The organism is Variovorax sp. LjRoot290 (assembly GCF_964253985.1).
Classification (GTDB): domain Bacteria; phylum Pseudomonadota; class Gammaproteobacteria; order Burkholderiales; family Burkholderiaceae_C; genus Variovorax.
Genome location: NZ_CAXURW020000002.1, coordinates 1,643,285 through 1,657,812 on the forward strand (window position 1 = coordinate 1,643,285; position 14,528 = coordinate 1,657,812).

Below are 14,528 nucleotides of genomic sequence, written 5' to 3' on the forward strand. Positions count from 1 at the left end.
GGTGGTCCTCATAGAACAGTATTGAGCGGAGGCGAGTCGGCCTTGGGGCCCGCATGCGAGGCGGCGGGCAGGCTGTTGCGGTGCTTGACGAAGGCGGCGTCCATCGGGATGGGCGCGAGCCCGTTTAGGCGCACGGCCAGCGTTTCCGGAAAGCCGAGGAAACGCTCGGCAGCCTCGCTCTCCATCAGCTGCAGCATGGCGTGCGCCACCACTTCGGGGCTGTCCATCGCGGTGCCAGTGGCGCGGTTGTAGGCCTCCGCGTCGGCCGAGTTGAAGGCGGTGCGTGTGCTGCGCGGGCCGAGGTATTGCACGCGCACGCTGGTGCCGCCCAGCTCGCGGCGCAGCGCCTCGGCAAAACCGCGCAAGCCGAACTTGCTGGCGCTGTAGACGCTGTAGCCCGGCAGGCCGATGCGTCCCAGTACCGAACCCACGCAGATCACCTGGGCGCGCGGCAGGTCGCTCAGGTGAGGCAACAGCGCCCGGGTCAGCAGCATCGGGGCGAGCAGGTTGGTGTGCAGCACCTGGACGATGTCGTCCGGGCTCAGCGATTCCAGCCGACCAAAGCTCGGGACCCCCGCGCCGTGCACGAGCACGTTGCATCCCCAGGTGGAACCGGCCTCGCTCAGTTCCGCGAGGCCGGACACCTTGTTCAGGTCGGCGGCGTGCCACGCCACGCGCGGCGTCCGGACGTCGCAGTCGCGCGAGAGCGCGCGTGCCTGGGTCGACAGCCGCGCCGGCGATCGGCCGACGAGCATCACCGATGCGCCGGCCTTCAAGAAGGTCACGGCCGCCGCCGTTCCGATGCCGCCGGTGGCGCCGGTGAGCATGATGCGGGCCTCGGTAGCCTTCATGCCGTGGCCCCGATGGAACCGGCCGCCGCCAGGCCCGGCCGGACCTGCGGCAGGGGCAAGCTGCGGAACACATCGCCGTACAGGCGGTAGAAAGCACGTGCGGCATGCACGATGTCGGCCTGATCCTGTGGATCCTCGATCCGGTCCATCAGCAGCGCGAAGTGTGCGGTGTGCTCCTGGTCGAGCGTGCCATGCGAACGCAGGTAGCTGAAGGCCGCATCCGGCAGCTGCAGCGGCTGCTGAATCTGCTCGGCTGCGAGCAGCGCCAGCGACACGCTGGTGCCTTCGAGTACGTGCACCATGCCGAAGAAGCCCAGTGGATTTCGGCGCGCGATGGTGTCGTACGCATAGGCCACCATGACCTCGGTGGCGTGGCCCGGGAGGCCTTCGCGCACGGCCTCGGCATCGCCGCCGGCAGCGCGGATGTCGTCGAGGATCCACTGGTCATGACCCTGCTCCTCATCGATGTACTCGTCCAGTGGCTCGCGCAGCCAGTCGTTGCGCGCGGGCAGCGCGGCCTTGCAGGCTCGCAGCAACGGCACGGTGTGGCGCACATGGTGGTAGGCCTCGCGCAGGAAGGCCAGGTAGCTGGGCCGCGACACCTCGCCGCGCAGGCAACCCTGGATGATGGGTGTGCCGAGCAGCCCCATGCGGGCGTCGGCGGTTTGTTCGAGCAATCGGGCATGGAAGCTCATGAGCAATCCTGGGAGGTGGGGTGGTCAGAGGGGGCGATGCCCAAGGCATCGGCGTGTTCTTGCAGGATCGCCGCGCGCTGCGGGCGCCCGTTGGGGGTGGCCATCCCGGATTCCGGACTGAAGGCTGCGCGGGCGCGTGTCCAGCGCTGCACGCGCGCGTAGTCGGGCAGCGCTGCGTTGGCGGTTTCCACCGCAGCCTGTAGCGCCGCGTCGGGCACGCTCGGCTGCACCGGCCACAGCACGGCGCTCAGCGCCGCTTGCGCGTCGCCGAACACCACGGCCTGGCCGATGGCGTTCTCATCACGCAGGGCAGTTTCTACCCATTCCGGCGAAACGTTGCGGCCGAATGCGGTGATGAGCACCAGCTTCTTTCGCCCCTGGACGTGGACGAAGCCATCGGCGTCGATCGTGCCGAGGTCGCCGGTGGGCCACCACGGTGGCGTCGGTTCGGTGCTCCCGAGATAGCCTGCGAACAGGCTGCCCGCAATCTCGATCTCGCCGTCGGCCGCCACGCGCAAGCGGGCATGCGGCAGGGCGCGTCCGGCGGTGCCGATGCGGTCGGCACCGGGAAGGTTGAGTGTCTGGACCGAGGCGCCCTCGGACAGGCCGTAGCCTTCGTAGGCCGGAATCCCCAGCGCGCGTGCGCCGTGGAGCAGCTTGGCGCCGACGGCCGCGCCGCCCACGGCCACCATCCGGAGTGAGGCGGGCGCGCGCTGCCCGCTTGTCATGAGATGAGCGGCCCAGGCGCGCAGCATTTGCGGCAGCAGGATGATGCTGTGCGGCTGGTGCCGTACAACGGCAGCCTGAAAGCGAGCGGCATCGAAGCTGGACGACCCGGTCAATCCCAGCTCCTGCAGCGGCAGGACGATGCAGGTGGCGCCGCGCGACAGCGGCGCCATGACACCGGCGATGTTCTCGAGCAGTACGGCGAACGGCAGCGCGCACAGGTGGCGCCGGATGTCCAGCGGCGCCATCGCTTCCACCAGTGCGTCGGATACCCGCCGCATGCCATCCGCGGCGAGGCACACGCCTTTCGGCGCGCCCGTGGTGCCGGAGGTGAACGTGATCTTCGCCGTATGCGGCGGCATCGGGACGGGCTCGCAGGGCAGGCGCACACAGGCGAGCGCCTGACTTGCCACCTCGCACGGCGCCGAGGGCGCCTGAGGCCATCGGGCGGCCAGCGCCGGGAGCGCGAGCACGGTGTCGACGCCCGCGGCGCGCAGGACATGGGCGATCTGCTCCCCGGTGAAGAAGAGCGGCAGCGGCACGTGCACCACACCCGTCTGCGCGGCGGCGAGATCGGCCACCACCCAGGCGGGCGAGTTGTCCATCAAGGTGGCGAGAACGCGTGTGCGCTGCGCTCTGAGGTGGTCGACCAGCCAGTCCACCTCCTGGCCGAGCTCGGCGCTGCTCCACGTGCGCTGTCCATCGTCCAAGGCACCGTCATTCGCCATCATGCGCGGCCCTTCGTGCCGCCTGAGCGGCGCACCAGGTGCCGCAGCGCCTGCTGAAGATGGCCCGCGAGTACCAAGGGGCGATGATCGTAGTAGCTGCCCCAGTGCCCGGCCTCTTCGCCGAGCGCGGCCGGGTCGGCCGTTCCCAGCACCAACGGCGTGACGCCGATGCGAACGAACAGATGGCGAAGTTCCTCGGTGAGCGTGCCCACCACCCACTGGAAGCGCTGTGCGGCCAGATGCGGGCCCAGCAGGAAGATGAGGCGCCGGCCTTCGCCCGCGCGTGCCGCGGCAAGGTGGCCGACTTCGACGATGCGTTCGCGCTGGGGCTGTGCATCGCCGTGCGCGGCCAGCAGCGACTCCACCGGCGCATCGAGGTAGCGTTCGAGAAAGAGCGGCGCTTGCGCCGCGTGCCGGTAGCCTGCCGCGGCGACGATGCTTCCGCCATGGTCGCGCAGGCTCACCAGAACCGGCGCGAAATCCGAGACGCGCGCACCATAGCGCCGGGCATAGATGCGCCGCACGAATGCCTCGACCTCGCGGCGGCGGGGATCGTCCGGCGGATGAATGGCAAACTCCGAGCGACCCGCCACCAGGCCTGCGCCAGGTGCCGGGTCGGCGTCATATACGGGGGACGGGGCCATGAACATGCACACTCCTAGAGATGCCCGCGAGCCCGCGGGCAGATCCGGATGGATGTTCGGCGCTGTCGATGAACGCCGCCTTAAGCTGCCGGGCAGGACCCGGCGGTTGGGAGTTACTCGATCTTCAGATTGCGGCTGGCGCTACTCTCCCGCTTGGGCAATGTCAGGCGCAGCACGCCGTCCTCGAACTTGGCGACGGCCGTTTTCTCGTCAACATCGCTGCCCAGCGTAAAGCCGCGCGACACGCTGCCGTGATAGGTCTCCTTCACCAGCGTGCGCCCGTGCGTGTCCTCCTGCTCCTTCTTGATCTCGGCGGCGATGGACACGTAGTTGCCTTCGATGGAGACGCGAATATCGGTTTTCTTCGCGCCTGGAATCTCGGCACTGACCAGGTACTCCTTGTCGTTTTCGCTGATATCGACCCGGATGTCCGACGGCAAGGCAACGTCATCCAACAGTTGGAGCGGTCGGGCCCAGCGGCGCAGCATTTCCGGGAACAGGTTGTCGATTCGTTCGAGGCGTGTCAAAGCATTCATGTGAATCTCCAGGTTGGGTAGAACGTTGCATCGATCGGCGGGGCAGATGCCGAGTCGTCGACGCATCCAGTCTAGGAGTCGCTTCATTTCACGATTTGCGCTCGATCAAGAATGACAAAGGAAAGAACGCGCTCGTGAATCTGCCGTCGGCGAAAAGTTCGGTCCAGGGGGTGCAGAAGTCTTTCGCGGACTCGACTTGCCTCGCGCCCACGAACTGGCAGAGGAATGACGCGGCGATTCGATGTGTGCAGCGGCGATGCCCACACCTTGCGCGCAGCGGTGAACGGGCGGCTGCACGAGCCGCCCCCCCGCGGTGCCGCCGATCGGCTTGGAACGCTGGATCACGCTCTTCGAACGCGTGCATGCAGATGTCGGCGACGTCTCCGGCCAATGCCGAGCCGCAGCGAGCGCATGCCGTGCTCAGACAACAGGCCTGATCTGCGCGTTCTGCCAACGCATGCTGGGAAGGGAGCGGAAGGCGCACGAGGGGGATGCGCCTTGTCGCGACGACGGAGCGCTCAATGCGCCATCAGTACCGGTGCGGTCATCGACTCCAGTACCGTGCGGGTCGCTCCGCCCAGCACCAACTCCCGTGCGCGGCTGTGTCCATAGCAGCCCATCACGATCATTTCGGCGCCGGTGTCAGCGGCCAGGGCCAGCAGTTCATTGCCGGCATCGCGTTCGGAGAGCCACCGGTGCTCGCGCACGTGCTCAATGCCGTGCAGGCGGAGGTACTCCGGGACCTCCAATGGTGCCGATTCCATGTAGTCGGCGTTTTCCTCGGCGCAGACCAAGTAAACCTGCTTGGCTCCTCGCAGGAAGGGTAGCGCGGCGGTAAGCGCGCGGGCGGATTCTCGCGTGGGCTTCCAGGCCACCAGCACGACCTGCGGCGCGGCGGTTGCCTCGCCAGCGTAGGGAATGACGAGCGCGGGCTTGCCACTGTCGATGATGACACTCTCGACGAAATCACCAGGCACGTCGAAACCAGTTGCATCGGCCGGATCGCGCTGCCCAAGTACCAACAGGTCCGACGCCAGCGCCCGCCGTGCGAAAGTGCTGATCACCGGCTCGCCGCTCAACTCCAGCCATTCGCTCTCCGGCGCTGCGGCATCCCTCGCTCTTTCGAACATGGCCAAGGCATGGACACGGTGAGCCAGATCGATGTTTGTGGGCGACGGCGTGGGCGACGGCGGGACGCCTCCCGCCAAGGGCAGCAGGGGCAGGTAGCGCGGGGCGACTGCGAACAGCGCGGTCACCTTTGCCTGATGGACGCCCGCCAGCTGATGAGTAAGGCGCAACCGCGCCTCGGCGCGCACCGTGCCGTCCAGGTGAACGAGAAGGGACTTGATGGAGTTCATGGCGATCACCCAGGCGACAGATTCAGCGATCTTGCGTGGCGCGAGGCTCCAAGGGCTTGCGCCAGCGCAAGAATTGGCAGGTTGCGCTGTCTGCGCGGCTGCCGTGCCCTCGGCCGCATTCGAGCGATGTTCGTGACTATTGAGCTACATCAAGGTGTCCGATACGCCTCTGCGCGATCCTGACTACCAGATCCAGCAATCCGATAACACCTCTTCTGATGAAGCTACCTCCAGAGATCCAGTTTCTTGGCTTCAATCCGTCGCCAGCCATCGAGTCCGTGGCGCGCGAGAAGGCGCTGAAGCTGGATGAGTTCTGTGCCGATATCGAATCCTGCAGGGTCTGTATCGACCTGACGCACAAACACCAGCATCAGGGGCGTCCGTTCGCAGTGCGTATCAACCTCACCCTGCCGGGGCACGAGTTGACCATCAGTCGCGTGCACGACGAGGACCCGTACATCGCCGTGCGCGATGCTTTCAACGGCATGAGAAGACAGATTGAGGATGCGGTGCGGCGTTCGCGGCACCGACGTGCATGAGAACTGCGACGGAATGAATCAACCCTGGTCGTGGAGAGCTGCATGCCCAATGAAATTCCCCCCTCTCTTCGCTTCCCGATGGCTATCTTCGATCAGCCCTCGACTGGCAGGCCGCATTGATTGAGATCCTGATGCGGGTGCAGCGCAGTCAGTTGCAGATGATGTCCGCGTGGCAGACGTCGCTGGGCGCCGTCAACCAGGACTTGTGGGATCGATGGGTATGTCGCTTCGGCGGCGACGTGCCGCTCGACGGCTCAAGCCATTCTGTCTAGGGGCGGCGGAGCTTGTTCTCGGCCGCGGTCTGGCATGCGGCGCAACGGATAGCGGCGGGTTGCGCCAGCAGGCGCTCGCGCGGGATGGCGTCGCCGCAGTCCGCGCAGACTCCATAGCGCCCGTCGGCCATGCGCTGCTCTGCCTGCTCGATGTCGAGCAGCCTGGCCCGATCAATCTCGATCTCGGCGAAGCGAACGTCGCCGAGGCGTTCGGCTTCGGCTTCGTCGGCGTGGCTTTGGACCTCATGATCCTGAGGCTGAAGACTGGTCTTGACATCGGCGGAAGTGCCGCGGATTTCATCGAGAGCTCTGCGCTTCATGGCCTGCAGCTGATCGGCCAGCATGTTGCGGTCGGCATCAGTCAAATGTTTCATGGGGACTCACAAGAAGTTGGGAGGAATGGCGTGGATCGTCGCTGCCGGATGGCTGAATGACCTTGACATCCGTCAACTGAACGCCGAGCAGGAGCACTTTTTCTGATGGCTGCGGCCGTGGGGGCGGGATTGTCGAAGCGCGCGGGGGACTGCTGAGGGGGCGTCAAGGGCCTCGGCGCGGCCGCCCCAGCGAATCCTCAAGGACAAGAATCCCTCAGCCAGCGAACCTTCGTGTCAGCGCTGAGATCGTCGTCTTGACGCTCGCGCGCGCTTGCGCCGGCTCGACGGTGCATCGAAGCGGTGCTTGACGAACTCGGTCGCGGCCACGTAACCGAGGACGACGAGAATCATGCCGCCCAGCAGCCCCGGTGGGAGCGGGACCAAGCCAAAGAGGGCGGCCACCGGCGGAATGAAGGGCAGTGCAACAGCGATCACGGCCACGAGCATCGTCGTCGTCCACAACAACGTGCCGGGCCGACTGTTCCAAGCCGGCCGGTGAGTGCGTAGCACGAGCAAGACCGCGAGCTCTGTAAGTAGGGAGACGATGAACCAGGATGTCTGGAACAGCGATTCGGAGGCATGGAATACCTTCAGCAGCAGCCAGAAGGTCAGCAGATCGAACAGGGAACTTGTCAGACCGAACACCAGCATGTAGCGCCGCAATTCGTGGACGTCCCAATGCTGCGCGCTGACGAGCCGGTCCTCGTCGACCCGGTCGGACGAGATCGCGATGGAAGGTAGGTCCGAGAGGAAATTGTTGAGCAGGATTTGCTTGGCGGACAGCGGCAGGAAGGGCAGCAGCGGAGAGGCCAGGGCCATGCTGATCATGTTGCCGAAGTTGGCACTCGTGGTGATGCTGACGTACTTGAGCGTGTTCGCGAAGGTACGGCGACCTTCCTGCACGCCCTGGCACAGCACGTCGAGGTCAGGTCGAAGGAGCACCACGTCGGCGCTTTCGCGGGCCACGTCCGCGGCATCATCGACCGAGATGCCCACGTCGGCGGCATGCAGCGCCGGCGCGTCGTTGATACCGTCGCCCAGATAGCCCACAGCATGGCCGCGATGCTGCAGCGCGCGCACGATGCGTTCCTTCTGCTGAGGATCGACTTCGACGAACAGCACGGTCTTCTCGGCGCGATGCCACAGCGCCTCGTCCTTCATAACGTCGATCTGCTCACCGGTGAGCATGGCCCGGGCGTCGAGGCCGACGCTCTCGGCCACGTGGGCGGCGACGTAGCGGTTGTCGCCGGTGACGATCTTGATACCGATGCCGTACCCGGCGAGCGTCTTCAGCGTACTGCTGGCCGTAGCTTTCGGTGGGTCGAGGAAGAGCAGGAAGCCTGCGAAGGACATGTCGGCTTCATCGTCATGCGTGTAGCTCCTGCGCGGCCCGATCTCGCGCGTGGCCAGTGCCAGCACCCGGAAGCCGCGGGTGCCCTGCTCGCGGAACCATGCATCCAGTCGCCCACGCTCCTCGTCGTCCAGCGGCACCGAAGCACCCCCGCGCGCGATCCGCGTGCACGTCGCGAGCACGTTGGCGAAGGCGCCCTTGGTGACGATCAGATGCGCACCCTCGGTCTCCGGTGCGATCACAATGGTCAGGCGTCTGCGCAGGAAATCGTAGGGGATCTCGTCGACCTTGCGCAGGCCGGCCGCGCTCAGCTCCGCCTTGACACCGGCGGCCACGAGGGCAGCATCCAGCGGGTTGACGATGCCCGTCTCGAACGCGGCGTTGAGATAGGCCAGGCGCAGCACTTCAGGCGAGGCTGTGCCGTCGGGAGCGACAGCGGCCTCGAGCGTCATCACGCCTTCGGTGAGTGTGCCGGTCTTGTCCGTGCACAAGAAATGCATGCTGCCGAGGTTCTCGATGGCCTCGAGGTGGCGCACGATGACGCCTCGAAGTGCCATCCTGCGCGCGCCCGTCGACAGCGTTACGCTCACGATGGCGGGCAGCAGTTCTGGCGACAGCCCGACGGCCAGTGCGACGGCGAAAAGCATCGACTCGATCCATGGACGTCCCAGCCACTGGTTGATGATGAGCACGAACAGCACCATCACCACCATCACCCGGACGAGCAGCACGCCGAACTGCTGGACGCCGCGCGCGAACTCCGTCTCGGGCGGCGTGGCGCGTAGCCGCTGCGCCACGGCCCCGAAGGCAGTGTGCTCGCCGGTGTGGACAACCAGCACCGTGGCGGTGCCGCTGCGTACCGACGTGCCCAGATAGACGCAATTCGTGCGATGAGCGAGGGGCGTTCCCTCTGCCAGCACCCCAGGTTGCTTTTCCACTGGAAATGACTCGCCGGTGAGGCTGGCTTCGGTCACCAGGAAGTCGCGGGCCTCGAGCACGATCCCGTCGGCCGGAACCAGGTTTCCAGCTGAAAGCATGACCATGTCGCCCGGCACCAGCTCGCGTGTCGGTACCGCGTGCTGCACCCCGTCGCGCAGCGCGGTCACTGTCAGGGCGAGTCTGTTGCGCAACCGGGCGACCGCCGTCGAGGCGCGGTATTCCTGCAGGAAACCAAGGCCGCAGCTGCCCAGGACCACGGCGAGGATGATCGTGGCGTCGAGCCAGTCGCGAAGGATCGCCGACACGACGCCGCCGAAAACGAGGATCAGCACCAGCGGACTCTTGAATTGCCCGAGGACGAGCCGCACGACCCCTCTGTCCGCCTCTTCGTCGATGGCGTTGATCCCAGCCGTCTTCAGGCGTTGGGCCGCCTCTGCTGACGACAGGCCTTCGATGCCGCTGCTCAATTCGGCCAGCAAACCGGAGGCTTCGCGGCTCCAAAACGCCGACTGGTCCAGGGAGGCAGGGCTTCGTGCCGGCAGCGTGCCTGCGTCGCGGCGACGCGGGCCCGAACGTCGGCGGTGCGTCCTTGCGGTGGTCAATCGCCGCTCAGGGTCCGCCACGATGGTGGTTTGACCACACGAAGGGTCAGCCGTCGAGCGGTACACCGCCGCCGAAACGGCACACCCATTGATCCCACAGGTCCTGGTTGACGGCGCCAAGCGACTTTTCCCACGTAGCCAGTACCTGGCACTGATTGCGCTGAGCCTGCATCAGGAAGCCGACGAGCGCGCTCTGCCAGGCAAGGACCGACAGGAGGTAGCCATCGCGAAGCGGCGATACGGGCGGGGCATCATCGGCCATTGCAGTTCTCCTGCGAGAGTGGTTGTCGTCCATCAGCGGCTGCCGGGATCAGTGCTCAGACTTGCATCGCTCGATGGCTGGAGGTCATCGTACGTGCGGTCGCCAGAAGAAGATTGACGTACATCAAACGGCGCTGAATCGGTTCGGCGCAACAGGACGGCCTATCTCAGTTCCGCCGTCCGCCGATAGATGACGTGATACACCAGGCCCACGAGCACGCTGCCGCCGACGATGTTTCCAAGCAATACCGGAACGAGGTTGCGCAACATTCCTCCCGGCGTGATGGGAATGGTGCTGGCCGCCACACCATCGAAGGCCTGTAGCAACATGGCCAGAGGAATGATGTACATGTTGGCGATGCTGTGTTCGAAGCCGGCAGCAACGAAGGCGGAGATCGGAAAGACGATCGCCACGACCTTATCGACGACGCTTCGTCCTGCAAGCGCCATCCAAACCGCCATGCAGACCAGCACGTTGCAGAGAATTCCTCTGAAGAAGGCCGTCCAGAACGGCAGGGCCACCTTGGCTGCGGCAACCCGGAGATACTCCTGCGCAACCGCGCCGCCGCCAGATTCATGGTGGCCCGAAAGAAAGACGATCAGCGCCAGCCCCGCGGCGCCGATGAAGTTACCTGCGCAGACAATCGTCCAGTTCCGCAAGAGATCGCGCGTGGAAATCTTCCCGTCGGCCCAGGCCATCGCCAGCAGATTGTTTCCGGTGAACAACTCGGCACCCGCTACGATCACGAGAACCAACCCCAAGGAAAAGGCCACGCCGCCGAGCGCCTGCTTGGCGGCAAACCCCAGAGTTGGGTCGGATCTGATCAACAGGAAATAGAGTGCACCCAAGCCGATGAAGGCTCCGGCGAGAACGCTCAGCATGAGCGTGGAAAGCAACGGCAGGTGGGCCTTGGCCGCGCCGACGGTGTCGACCCGCGCCGCGATTTCCTTCGGTGAGAAGGCGTCGAAACCGAAGACTTCAGACATGGCGTACCTTTCCGGACCGGGGCCCATTGCGTGAGCGCATCCGCCTGGACGCTCGAGAGGCGCGGGCGGCTAACCTCGTTGAGCGTACCGCCCTGTCCCTCTCCGCGATCCTCACATTGAGGAGCGGTTCGGTCGTCCGTCGAAGTCCGGCTAGCCGCGTCCGATGTCGCGATGCTAGGGAAACGCTGATCAATAGGTCGCGGCGGGCACGGCCCGTGCATGCGTGAAGACAGAGCAACTCACAGCACCACCGAGATGAACCAACGCAGTTTTGCCAGCGCCGAGTACGCGATGAAGAAGAAGCGCACGCGCCGCGAGAAGTTTCTGGCCGACATGGAGCGCGTCGTGCCGTGGTCTCGTTTGATCGCCGTGATCGAGCCGCTGTACCCCACGAGCGGGCGCGTCGGTCGCCAGCCGATCGGTGTTCCCCGGATGCTGCGCATGTACTGCCTCCAGCAGTGGTACGGGCTGGCCGACGAAGCGCTGGAAGATGCGCTGTACGACAGCCAGGCGCTGCGCGACTTCGTGGGCATTGACTTGTCGCGCGAGTCGGTGCCCGACGCCACCACGCTGCTGAAGTTCAGGCGACTGCTGCTGGACAACGACCTCACCAAGGCCCTGTTCGAGGAGATCAACGCTCATCTTGCCGAACAGGGCCTTCTGATGCGCGCGGGCACCATCGTGGACGCGACCATCATCGCCGCGCCCAGCTCGACTAAGAACGAGGGCAATACGCGCGATCCCGAGATGCACCAGACGAAGAAGGGAAAGGCCTGGCACTTCGGCATGAAAGCGCACATCGGTGTGGATGCCCAATCGGGCCTCGTGCACACGGTGGTCGCCACGGCGGCCAACGTCAACGACGTGACACAAGCCGGTGCGCTGCTGCACGGCCAGGAGTCGGTGGCCTTCGGCGATGCCGGCTACCGAGGCGTGCACAAGCGCGAAGAAGCGCAAGGCCCGCAGTGGCACGTGGCGATGCAGCCGGGCAAGCGCCGGCAGCTGGACCTGACGCGCAAGTGGGCGCGCCTGCTGGACAAGGCCGAGCAGCTGAAGGCGAGCGTGCGGGCCAAGGTCGAGCATCCGTTCCATGTGATCAAGAACCTGTTTCGTCACAAGAAGACCCGCTACAAGGGCCTCGCGAAGAACGAGGCGCAGCTGTTCAGCCTGTTCGGGCTGGCCAATCTGGTCATCGCCAAGAGGTCGCTGTTGGCCGCTCATGCCCGAGGTGCGTCTTGAACGCCGAAAGTGGCCTCGCAAGAGGCGCGAAACGCACCGCGGGTCGACCCTCACGGCGTGAAATCGACCGCATCGCTTCGTGATGCCCACAGATCCGACGGCGTCGTTCATTGATCAGCATCTCCCTAGGCATCGACGCGTGATTCGCGGTTGATCGGGATCAAGTGGTGTGCCGAGCTCTGCACGGTGGGGCGGCCTCGAGGGCCTGGGTGTTCCGCAGCACCGATCGAACCCATAATGTCAGCTTGGTCACCGGATTTGGCCGGCTTCCTGCATGACTTCTGCTTGTTGATGGAACTTGTGAACAACCTTTCACGACGCCGTTTCGTCTGCGCGCTGGGGGCGTCTACGCTCGCCGTAGGACCGCTCGAGGCGAAGGCCGGCGTTGCGGCGCCGCGCGCTTTGCGCTTCGACAACTTGCACACGGGCGAGAAGCTCGCGGTCGAGTATTTTCATGGTCAACGCTACGACCCCGCCGCGCTCGCCGCGATCAACCATGTGCTGCGCGATTTCCGCACGGGTGATGTCGGCGATATCGCCCCTGAGTTGCTGGATCTGCTGCATGCGCTGGTCACGCTCACCGGGAGCGAACGCGCCTTGCAGGTCATTTCGGGCTACCGTTCGCCGGCCACGAACGCGACGCTGGTCGAACGCAGCAGCGGCGTGGCCGCCGGCAGCCTGCACATGCGCGGTCAGGCCATCGACATTCGCCTTGCCGACGTGGCGCTGCCAGCGTTGCGCAAAGCCGCGCTGGGCATGCGCGCCGGCGGCGTGGGCTACTACCCGGCCTCGAACTTCGTACACGTGGACTGCGGCCGCGTGCGCGCCTGGTAGCTAACGGCGGCCGTCGTATCGGCTTGCGAGCGCCCGCACCAGCCGCACATCGTGGCCGTAGATGTCTTGCGCGAAGCGCAGTGCGTGATCCGAGGGCGTCACCATGGCCGTCATGTAGAACAGGATCACCGGCAGCGGCCGCGTGAGATCCACGCGTTGGGATGAAGGCCCCGCCATGGCCGTATCGATGCGCTCCGGGGTCCACTCGGGCTGATCCCTCAACACCCACCGCGCGAGTGCCACCGGCTTTTCGACGCGCACGCAGCCGTGGCTGAAATCGCGTCGCGCGCGGCCGAACAATTGCTTGGCCGGGGTGTCATGCAGGTATACATTGTCGTCGTTCGGGAAGATGAATTTCATCAGCCCCAGTGAGTTCGTCGGGCCCGGGCGTTGGCGCACGCGCAACACCCCCTGGCGCAGCAGGGCCAGGTTTTGGGGGCTGCTCGTCTCCGCCGGCTGGACGTTGTCGCCGGCGCCACGCACGATCTCCATGTCGTGGCGCTGAAGATACCCCGGGTCGCGCGCGATGGCCGGCAAGATCTCGTTGCGCACGATGGAAGGCGGCACGTTCCAGTACGGCCGGAAGATGATGTAGCGCATCTTCTCCGAAAGCACCGGTGTCCTGGTGTTCAACGCGCGACCGACCACAACATTCATGTCAACCAGGGAGTCTGCGGGCGCAGCGGGATCCCAGGCCCAAAGACGGAACATCGCGATGTTGATACCGATGAGGGGCTGACCATCCAGCTCAGACAGCCAGCGCAAGCGCTCCAGCGCCAGTTCGAGCTGAAGGACTCGTTGGTTGAGCGGCACATTCAGGGCGGCCAAGGTCGCGCTTCCGAGTGCTCCGTCGGCATCCAGGCCATGGCGTTCCTGGAAGCGCCTGACCCCGTCGGCCAGCGCGGCGTCGTAGCGGTCGGCCGGCTGCGCCTCGGCCGACAGGTCGCCCAGGGCGACAAGCCGTCGATGCAGCGCGGCGGTGCCGGCATAGAAGTCTCCTGCCTTCAGCGACTTGGCGGGTGCGATGGCCGGCAGCAAGCCCAGCGAGGGCGCCGCGGCCAGCGTGCGATAGCGCTCCAGCGCCTCGCGCAGCCTCCCGTACTGGCCCAGACGTGGGCGCAGGGCAGCCACCGCCTGCGTCAGACGCCCCTCATCCGCAGCAGCGTGCAGCAAGGCTGCGACATCCGCCGCCTTGCGCTCGTGCTGTTCGATGCGAAAACCGAGCGAACGCGGGTCCACGCGGCCCCGGTGCAAATCGTTGAGAAAGCGCTGCATCGCAGCGTCCAGCCCGCGTTCGAAAGCCAGTGCGGACGCCGCCGCCTCCTCTGACGCGCGCGCGAGTTCCGCGGCCTGAAGGGCGAGTTCACGGGCCTGATAGTCCTGCGCCACCAGGCCATCGGCCGGGGCATCCGCCAGTATCTGCAGGGCATCGCGCGCACTTGCGTTCGGCCGCCCAGTGGAGTCCAGCCAGACCGATTCGGCTGCGCCGGCTGCAGTTGGAAGGAAGAGCAGCAACATCAAGCTCAGCGCCGGCGTCGCCCGGAGCCATGCGGACCGTGACCTCACAGCCGACCCAGTTGTGCGCAGTGGTA

15 protein-coding genes are annotated in these 14,528 nt (G+C 65.9%); 4 read left to right on the forward strand and 11 right to left on the reverse strand.

Translation table 11 applies throughout. The annotated features are described in order from the left end of the window. Positions 1 to 8 precede the first annotated feature (8 nt). From ACSQ9A_RS37000 to ACSQ9A_RS37025, 6 genes are all read right to left on the reverse strand, one after another. Positions 9 to 851 carry an SDR family oxidoreductase gene (locus ACSQ9A_RS37000; RefSeq protein WP_436307668.1) on the reverse strand — a complete coding sequence of 281 codons (843 nt, stop codon included), beginning with the start codon at positions 849 to 851 and terminating at the stop codon, positions 9 to 11. Continuing rightward, on the reverse strand, positions 848 to 1,546 hold the full coding sequence (locus tag ACSQ9A_RS37005) for a TenA family transcriptional regulator (protein ID WP_436307669.1): 699 nt from the start codon (positions 1,544 to 1,546) through the stop codon (positions 848 to 850). Before ACSQ9A_RS37005 ends, ACSQ9A_RS37000 begins: the two co-directional genes overlap by 4 nt. After that, positions 1,543 to 3,003: an AMP-binding protein gene (locus ACSQ9A_RS37010; RefSeq protein ID WP_436307670.1), complete on the reverse strand. Its 1,461-nt coding sequence runs from the start codon at positions 3,001 to 3,003 to the stop codon at positions 1,543 to 1,545. The genes ACSQ9A_RS37005 and ACSQ9A_RS37010 overlap by 4 nt, the downstream gene beginning before the upstream one ends. Beyond that, the gene (locus tag ACSQ9A_RS37015) at positions 3,000 to 3,644 is read right to left on the reverse strand and encodes a thermostable hemolysin (RefSeq protein WP_436307671.1); all 645 of its coding nucleotides are present in this window, start codon (positions 3,642 to 3,644) and stop codon (positions 3,000 to 3,002) included. The genes ACSQ9A_RS37010 and ACSQ9A_RS37015 overlap by 4 nt, the downstream gene beginning before the upstream one ends. Positions 3,645 to 3,757: 113 nt before the next feature. After that, entirely contained in the window at positions 3,758 to 4,180 is a 423-nt protein-coding gene (locus ACSQ9A_RS37020) for an Hsp20/alpha crystallin family protein (protein WP_436307672.1), read from the reverse strand. Positions 4,181 to 4,698: 518 nt separating this feature from the next. Then, entirely contained in the window at positions 4,699 to 5,538 is an 840-nt protein-coding gene (locus ACSQ9A_RS37025) for a universal stress protein (RefSeq protein WP_436307673.1), read from the reverse strand. 218 nt (positions 5,539 to 5,756) lie between these two features. On the opposite strand from ACSQ9A_RS37025, the gene ACSQ9A_RS37030 reads away from it, so the two are divergent. Together ACSQ9A_RS37030 and ACSQ9A_RS37035 are read left to right on the forward strand one after the other, a co-directional pair. After that, the gene (locus tag ACSQ9A_RS37030) at positions 5,757 to 6,077 is read left to right on the forward strand and encodes an HPF/RaiA family ribosome-associated protein (RefSeq protein WP_436307674.1); all 321 of its coding nucleotides are present in this window, start codon (positions 5,757 to 5,759) and stop codon (positions 6,075 to 6,077) included. A gap of 116 nt (positions 6,078 to 6,193) precedes the next feature. Beyond that, positions 6,194 to 6,349, forward strand: a complete 156-nt coding sequence (locus ACSQ9A_RS37035; protein WP_436307675.1) for a hypothetical protein — start codon at positions 6,194 to 6,196, stop codon at positions 6,347 to 6,349. Here the strand turns inward: ACSQ9A_RS37035 and ACSQ9A_RS37040 are convergent. From ACSQ9A_RS37040 to ACSQ9A_RS37055, 4 genes are all read right to left on the reverse strand, one after another. Continuing rightward, on the reverse strand, positions 6,346 to 6,693 hold the full coding sequence (locus ACSQ9A_RS37040; protein ID WP_436307676.1) for a TraR/DksA family transcriptional regulator: 348 nt from the start codon (positions 6,691 to 6,693) through the stop codon (positions 6,346 to 6,348). The two genes, ACSQ9A_RS37035 and ACSQ9A_RS37040, sit on opposite strands and share 4 nt — an antisense overlap. Positions 6,694 to 6,957: 264 nt before the next feature. Further along, positions 6,958 to 9,615 (reverse strand): magnesium-translocating P-type ATPase, encoded by a 2,658-nt coding sequence (gene mgtA, locus ACSQ9A_RS37045; RefSeq protein ID WP_436307677.1) that lies wholly within the window; start codon positions 9,613 to 9,615, stop codon positions 6,958 to 6,960. A 46-nt stretch (positions 9,616 to 9,661) separates the two neighbouring features. Next, positions 9,662 to 9,877: a hypothetical protein gene (locus tag ACSQ9A_RS37050; protein ID WP_436307678.1), complete on the reverse strand. Its 216-nt coding sequence runs from the start codon at positions 9,875 to 9,877 to the stop codon at positions 9,662 to 9,664. 161 nt (positions 9,878 to 10,038) lie between these two features. Continuing rightward, entirely contained in the window at positions 10,039 to 10,863 is an 825-nt protein-coding gene (locus tag ACSQ9A_RS37055) for a formate/nitrite transporter family protein (protein ID WP_436307679.1), read from the reverse strand. A 255-nt stretch (positions 10,864 to 11,118) separates the two neighbouring features. Between ACSQ9A_RS37055 and ACSQ9A_RS37060 the strand changes: the two genes are divergently transcribed. Then, positions 11,119 to 12,102, forward strand: a complete 984-nt coding sequence (locus tag ACSQ9A_RS37060) for an IS5 family transposase (RefSeq protein ID WP_436306994.1) — start codon at positions 11,119 to 11,121, stop codon at positions 12,100 to 12,102. 291 nt (positions 12,103 to 12,393) lie between these two features. After that, positions 12,394 to 12,936 (forward strand): DUF882 domain-containing protein, encoded by a 543-nt coding sequence (locus tag ACSQ9A_RS37065; protein WP_436307778.1) that lies wholly within the window; start codon positions 12,394 to 12,396, stop codon positions 12,934 to 12,936. On the opposite strand, the gene ACSQ9A_RS37070 is transcribed toward ACSQ9A_RS37065, so the two are convergent. Next, on the reverse strand, positions 12,937 to 14,454 hold the full coding sequence (locus tag ACSQ9A_RS37070) for a L,D-transpeptidase family protein (RefSeq protein WP_436307779.1): 1,518 nt from the start codon (positions 14,452 to 14,454) through the stop codon (positions 12,937 to 12,939). Between the last annotated feature and the right edge of the window lie 74 nt (positions 14,455 to 14,528).

Coding starts and splice junctions, on each gene's coding strand:
- ACSQ9A_RS37000 (WP_436307668.1), bottom strand. CDS start 851: ATGAAGGCTACCGAGGCCCGCATCATGCTCACCGGCGCCACCGGCGGC.
- ACSQ9A_RS37005 (WP_436307669.1), bottom strand. CDS start 1,546: ATGAGCTTCCATGCCCGATTGCTCGAACAAACCGCCGACGCCCGCATG.
- ACSQ9A_RS37010 (WP_436307670.1), bottom strand. CDS start 3,003: ATGATGGCGAATGACGGTGCCTTGGACGATGGACAGCGCACGTGGAGC.
- ACSQ9A_RS37015 (WP_436307671.1), bottom strand. CDS start 3,644: ATGGCCCCGTCCCCCGTATATGACGCCGACCCGGCACCTGGCGCAGGC.
- ACSQ9A_RS37020 (WP_436307672.1), bottom strand. CDS start 4,180: ATGAATGCTTTGACACGCCTCGAACGAATCGACAACCTGTTCCCGGAA.
- ACSQ9A_RS37025 (WP_436307673.1), bottom strand. CDS start 5,538: ATGAACTCCATCAAGTCCCTTCTCGTTCACCTGGACGGCACGGTGCGC.
- ACSQ9A_RS37030 (WP_436307674.1), top strand. CDS start 5,757: ATGAAGCTACCTCCAGAGATCCAGTTTCTTGGCTTCAATCCGTCGCCA.
- ACSQ9A_RS37040 (WP_436307676.1), bottom strand. CDS start 6,693: ATGCTGGCCGATCAGCTGCAGGCCATGAAGCGCAGAGCTCTCGATGAA.
- ACSQ9A_RS37050 (WP_436307678.1), bottom strand. CDS start 9,877: ATGGCCGATGATGCCCCGCCCGTATCGCCGCTTCGCGATGGCTACCTC.
- ACSQ9A_RS37055 (WP_436307679.1), bottom strand. CDS start 10,863: ATGTCTGAAGTCTTCGGTTTCGACGCCTTCTCACCGAAGGAAATCGCG.
- ACSQ9A_RS37060 (WP_436306994.1), top strand. CDS start 11,119: ATGAACCAACGCAGTTTTGCCAGCGCCGAGTACGCGATGAAGAAGAAG.
- ACSQ9A_RS37065 (WP_436307778.1), top strand. CDS start 12,394: ATGGAACTTGTGAACAACCTTTCACGACGCCGTTTCGTCTGCGCGCTG.
- ACSQ9A_RS37070 (WP_436307779.1), bottom strand. CDS start 14,454: ATGTTGCTGCTCTTCCTTCCAACTGCAGCCGGCGCAGCCGAATCGGTC.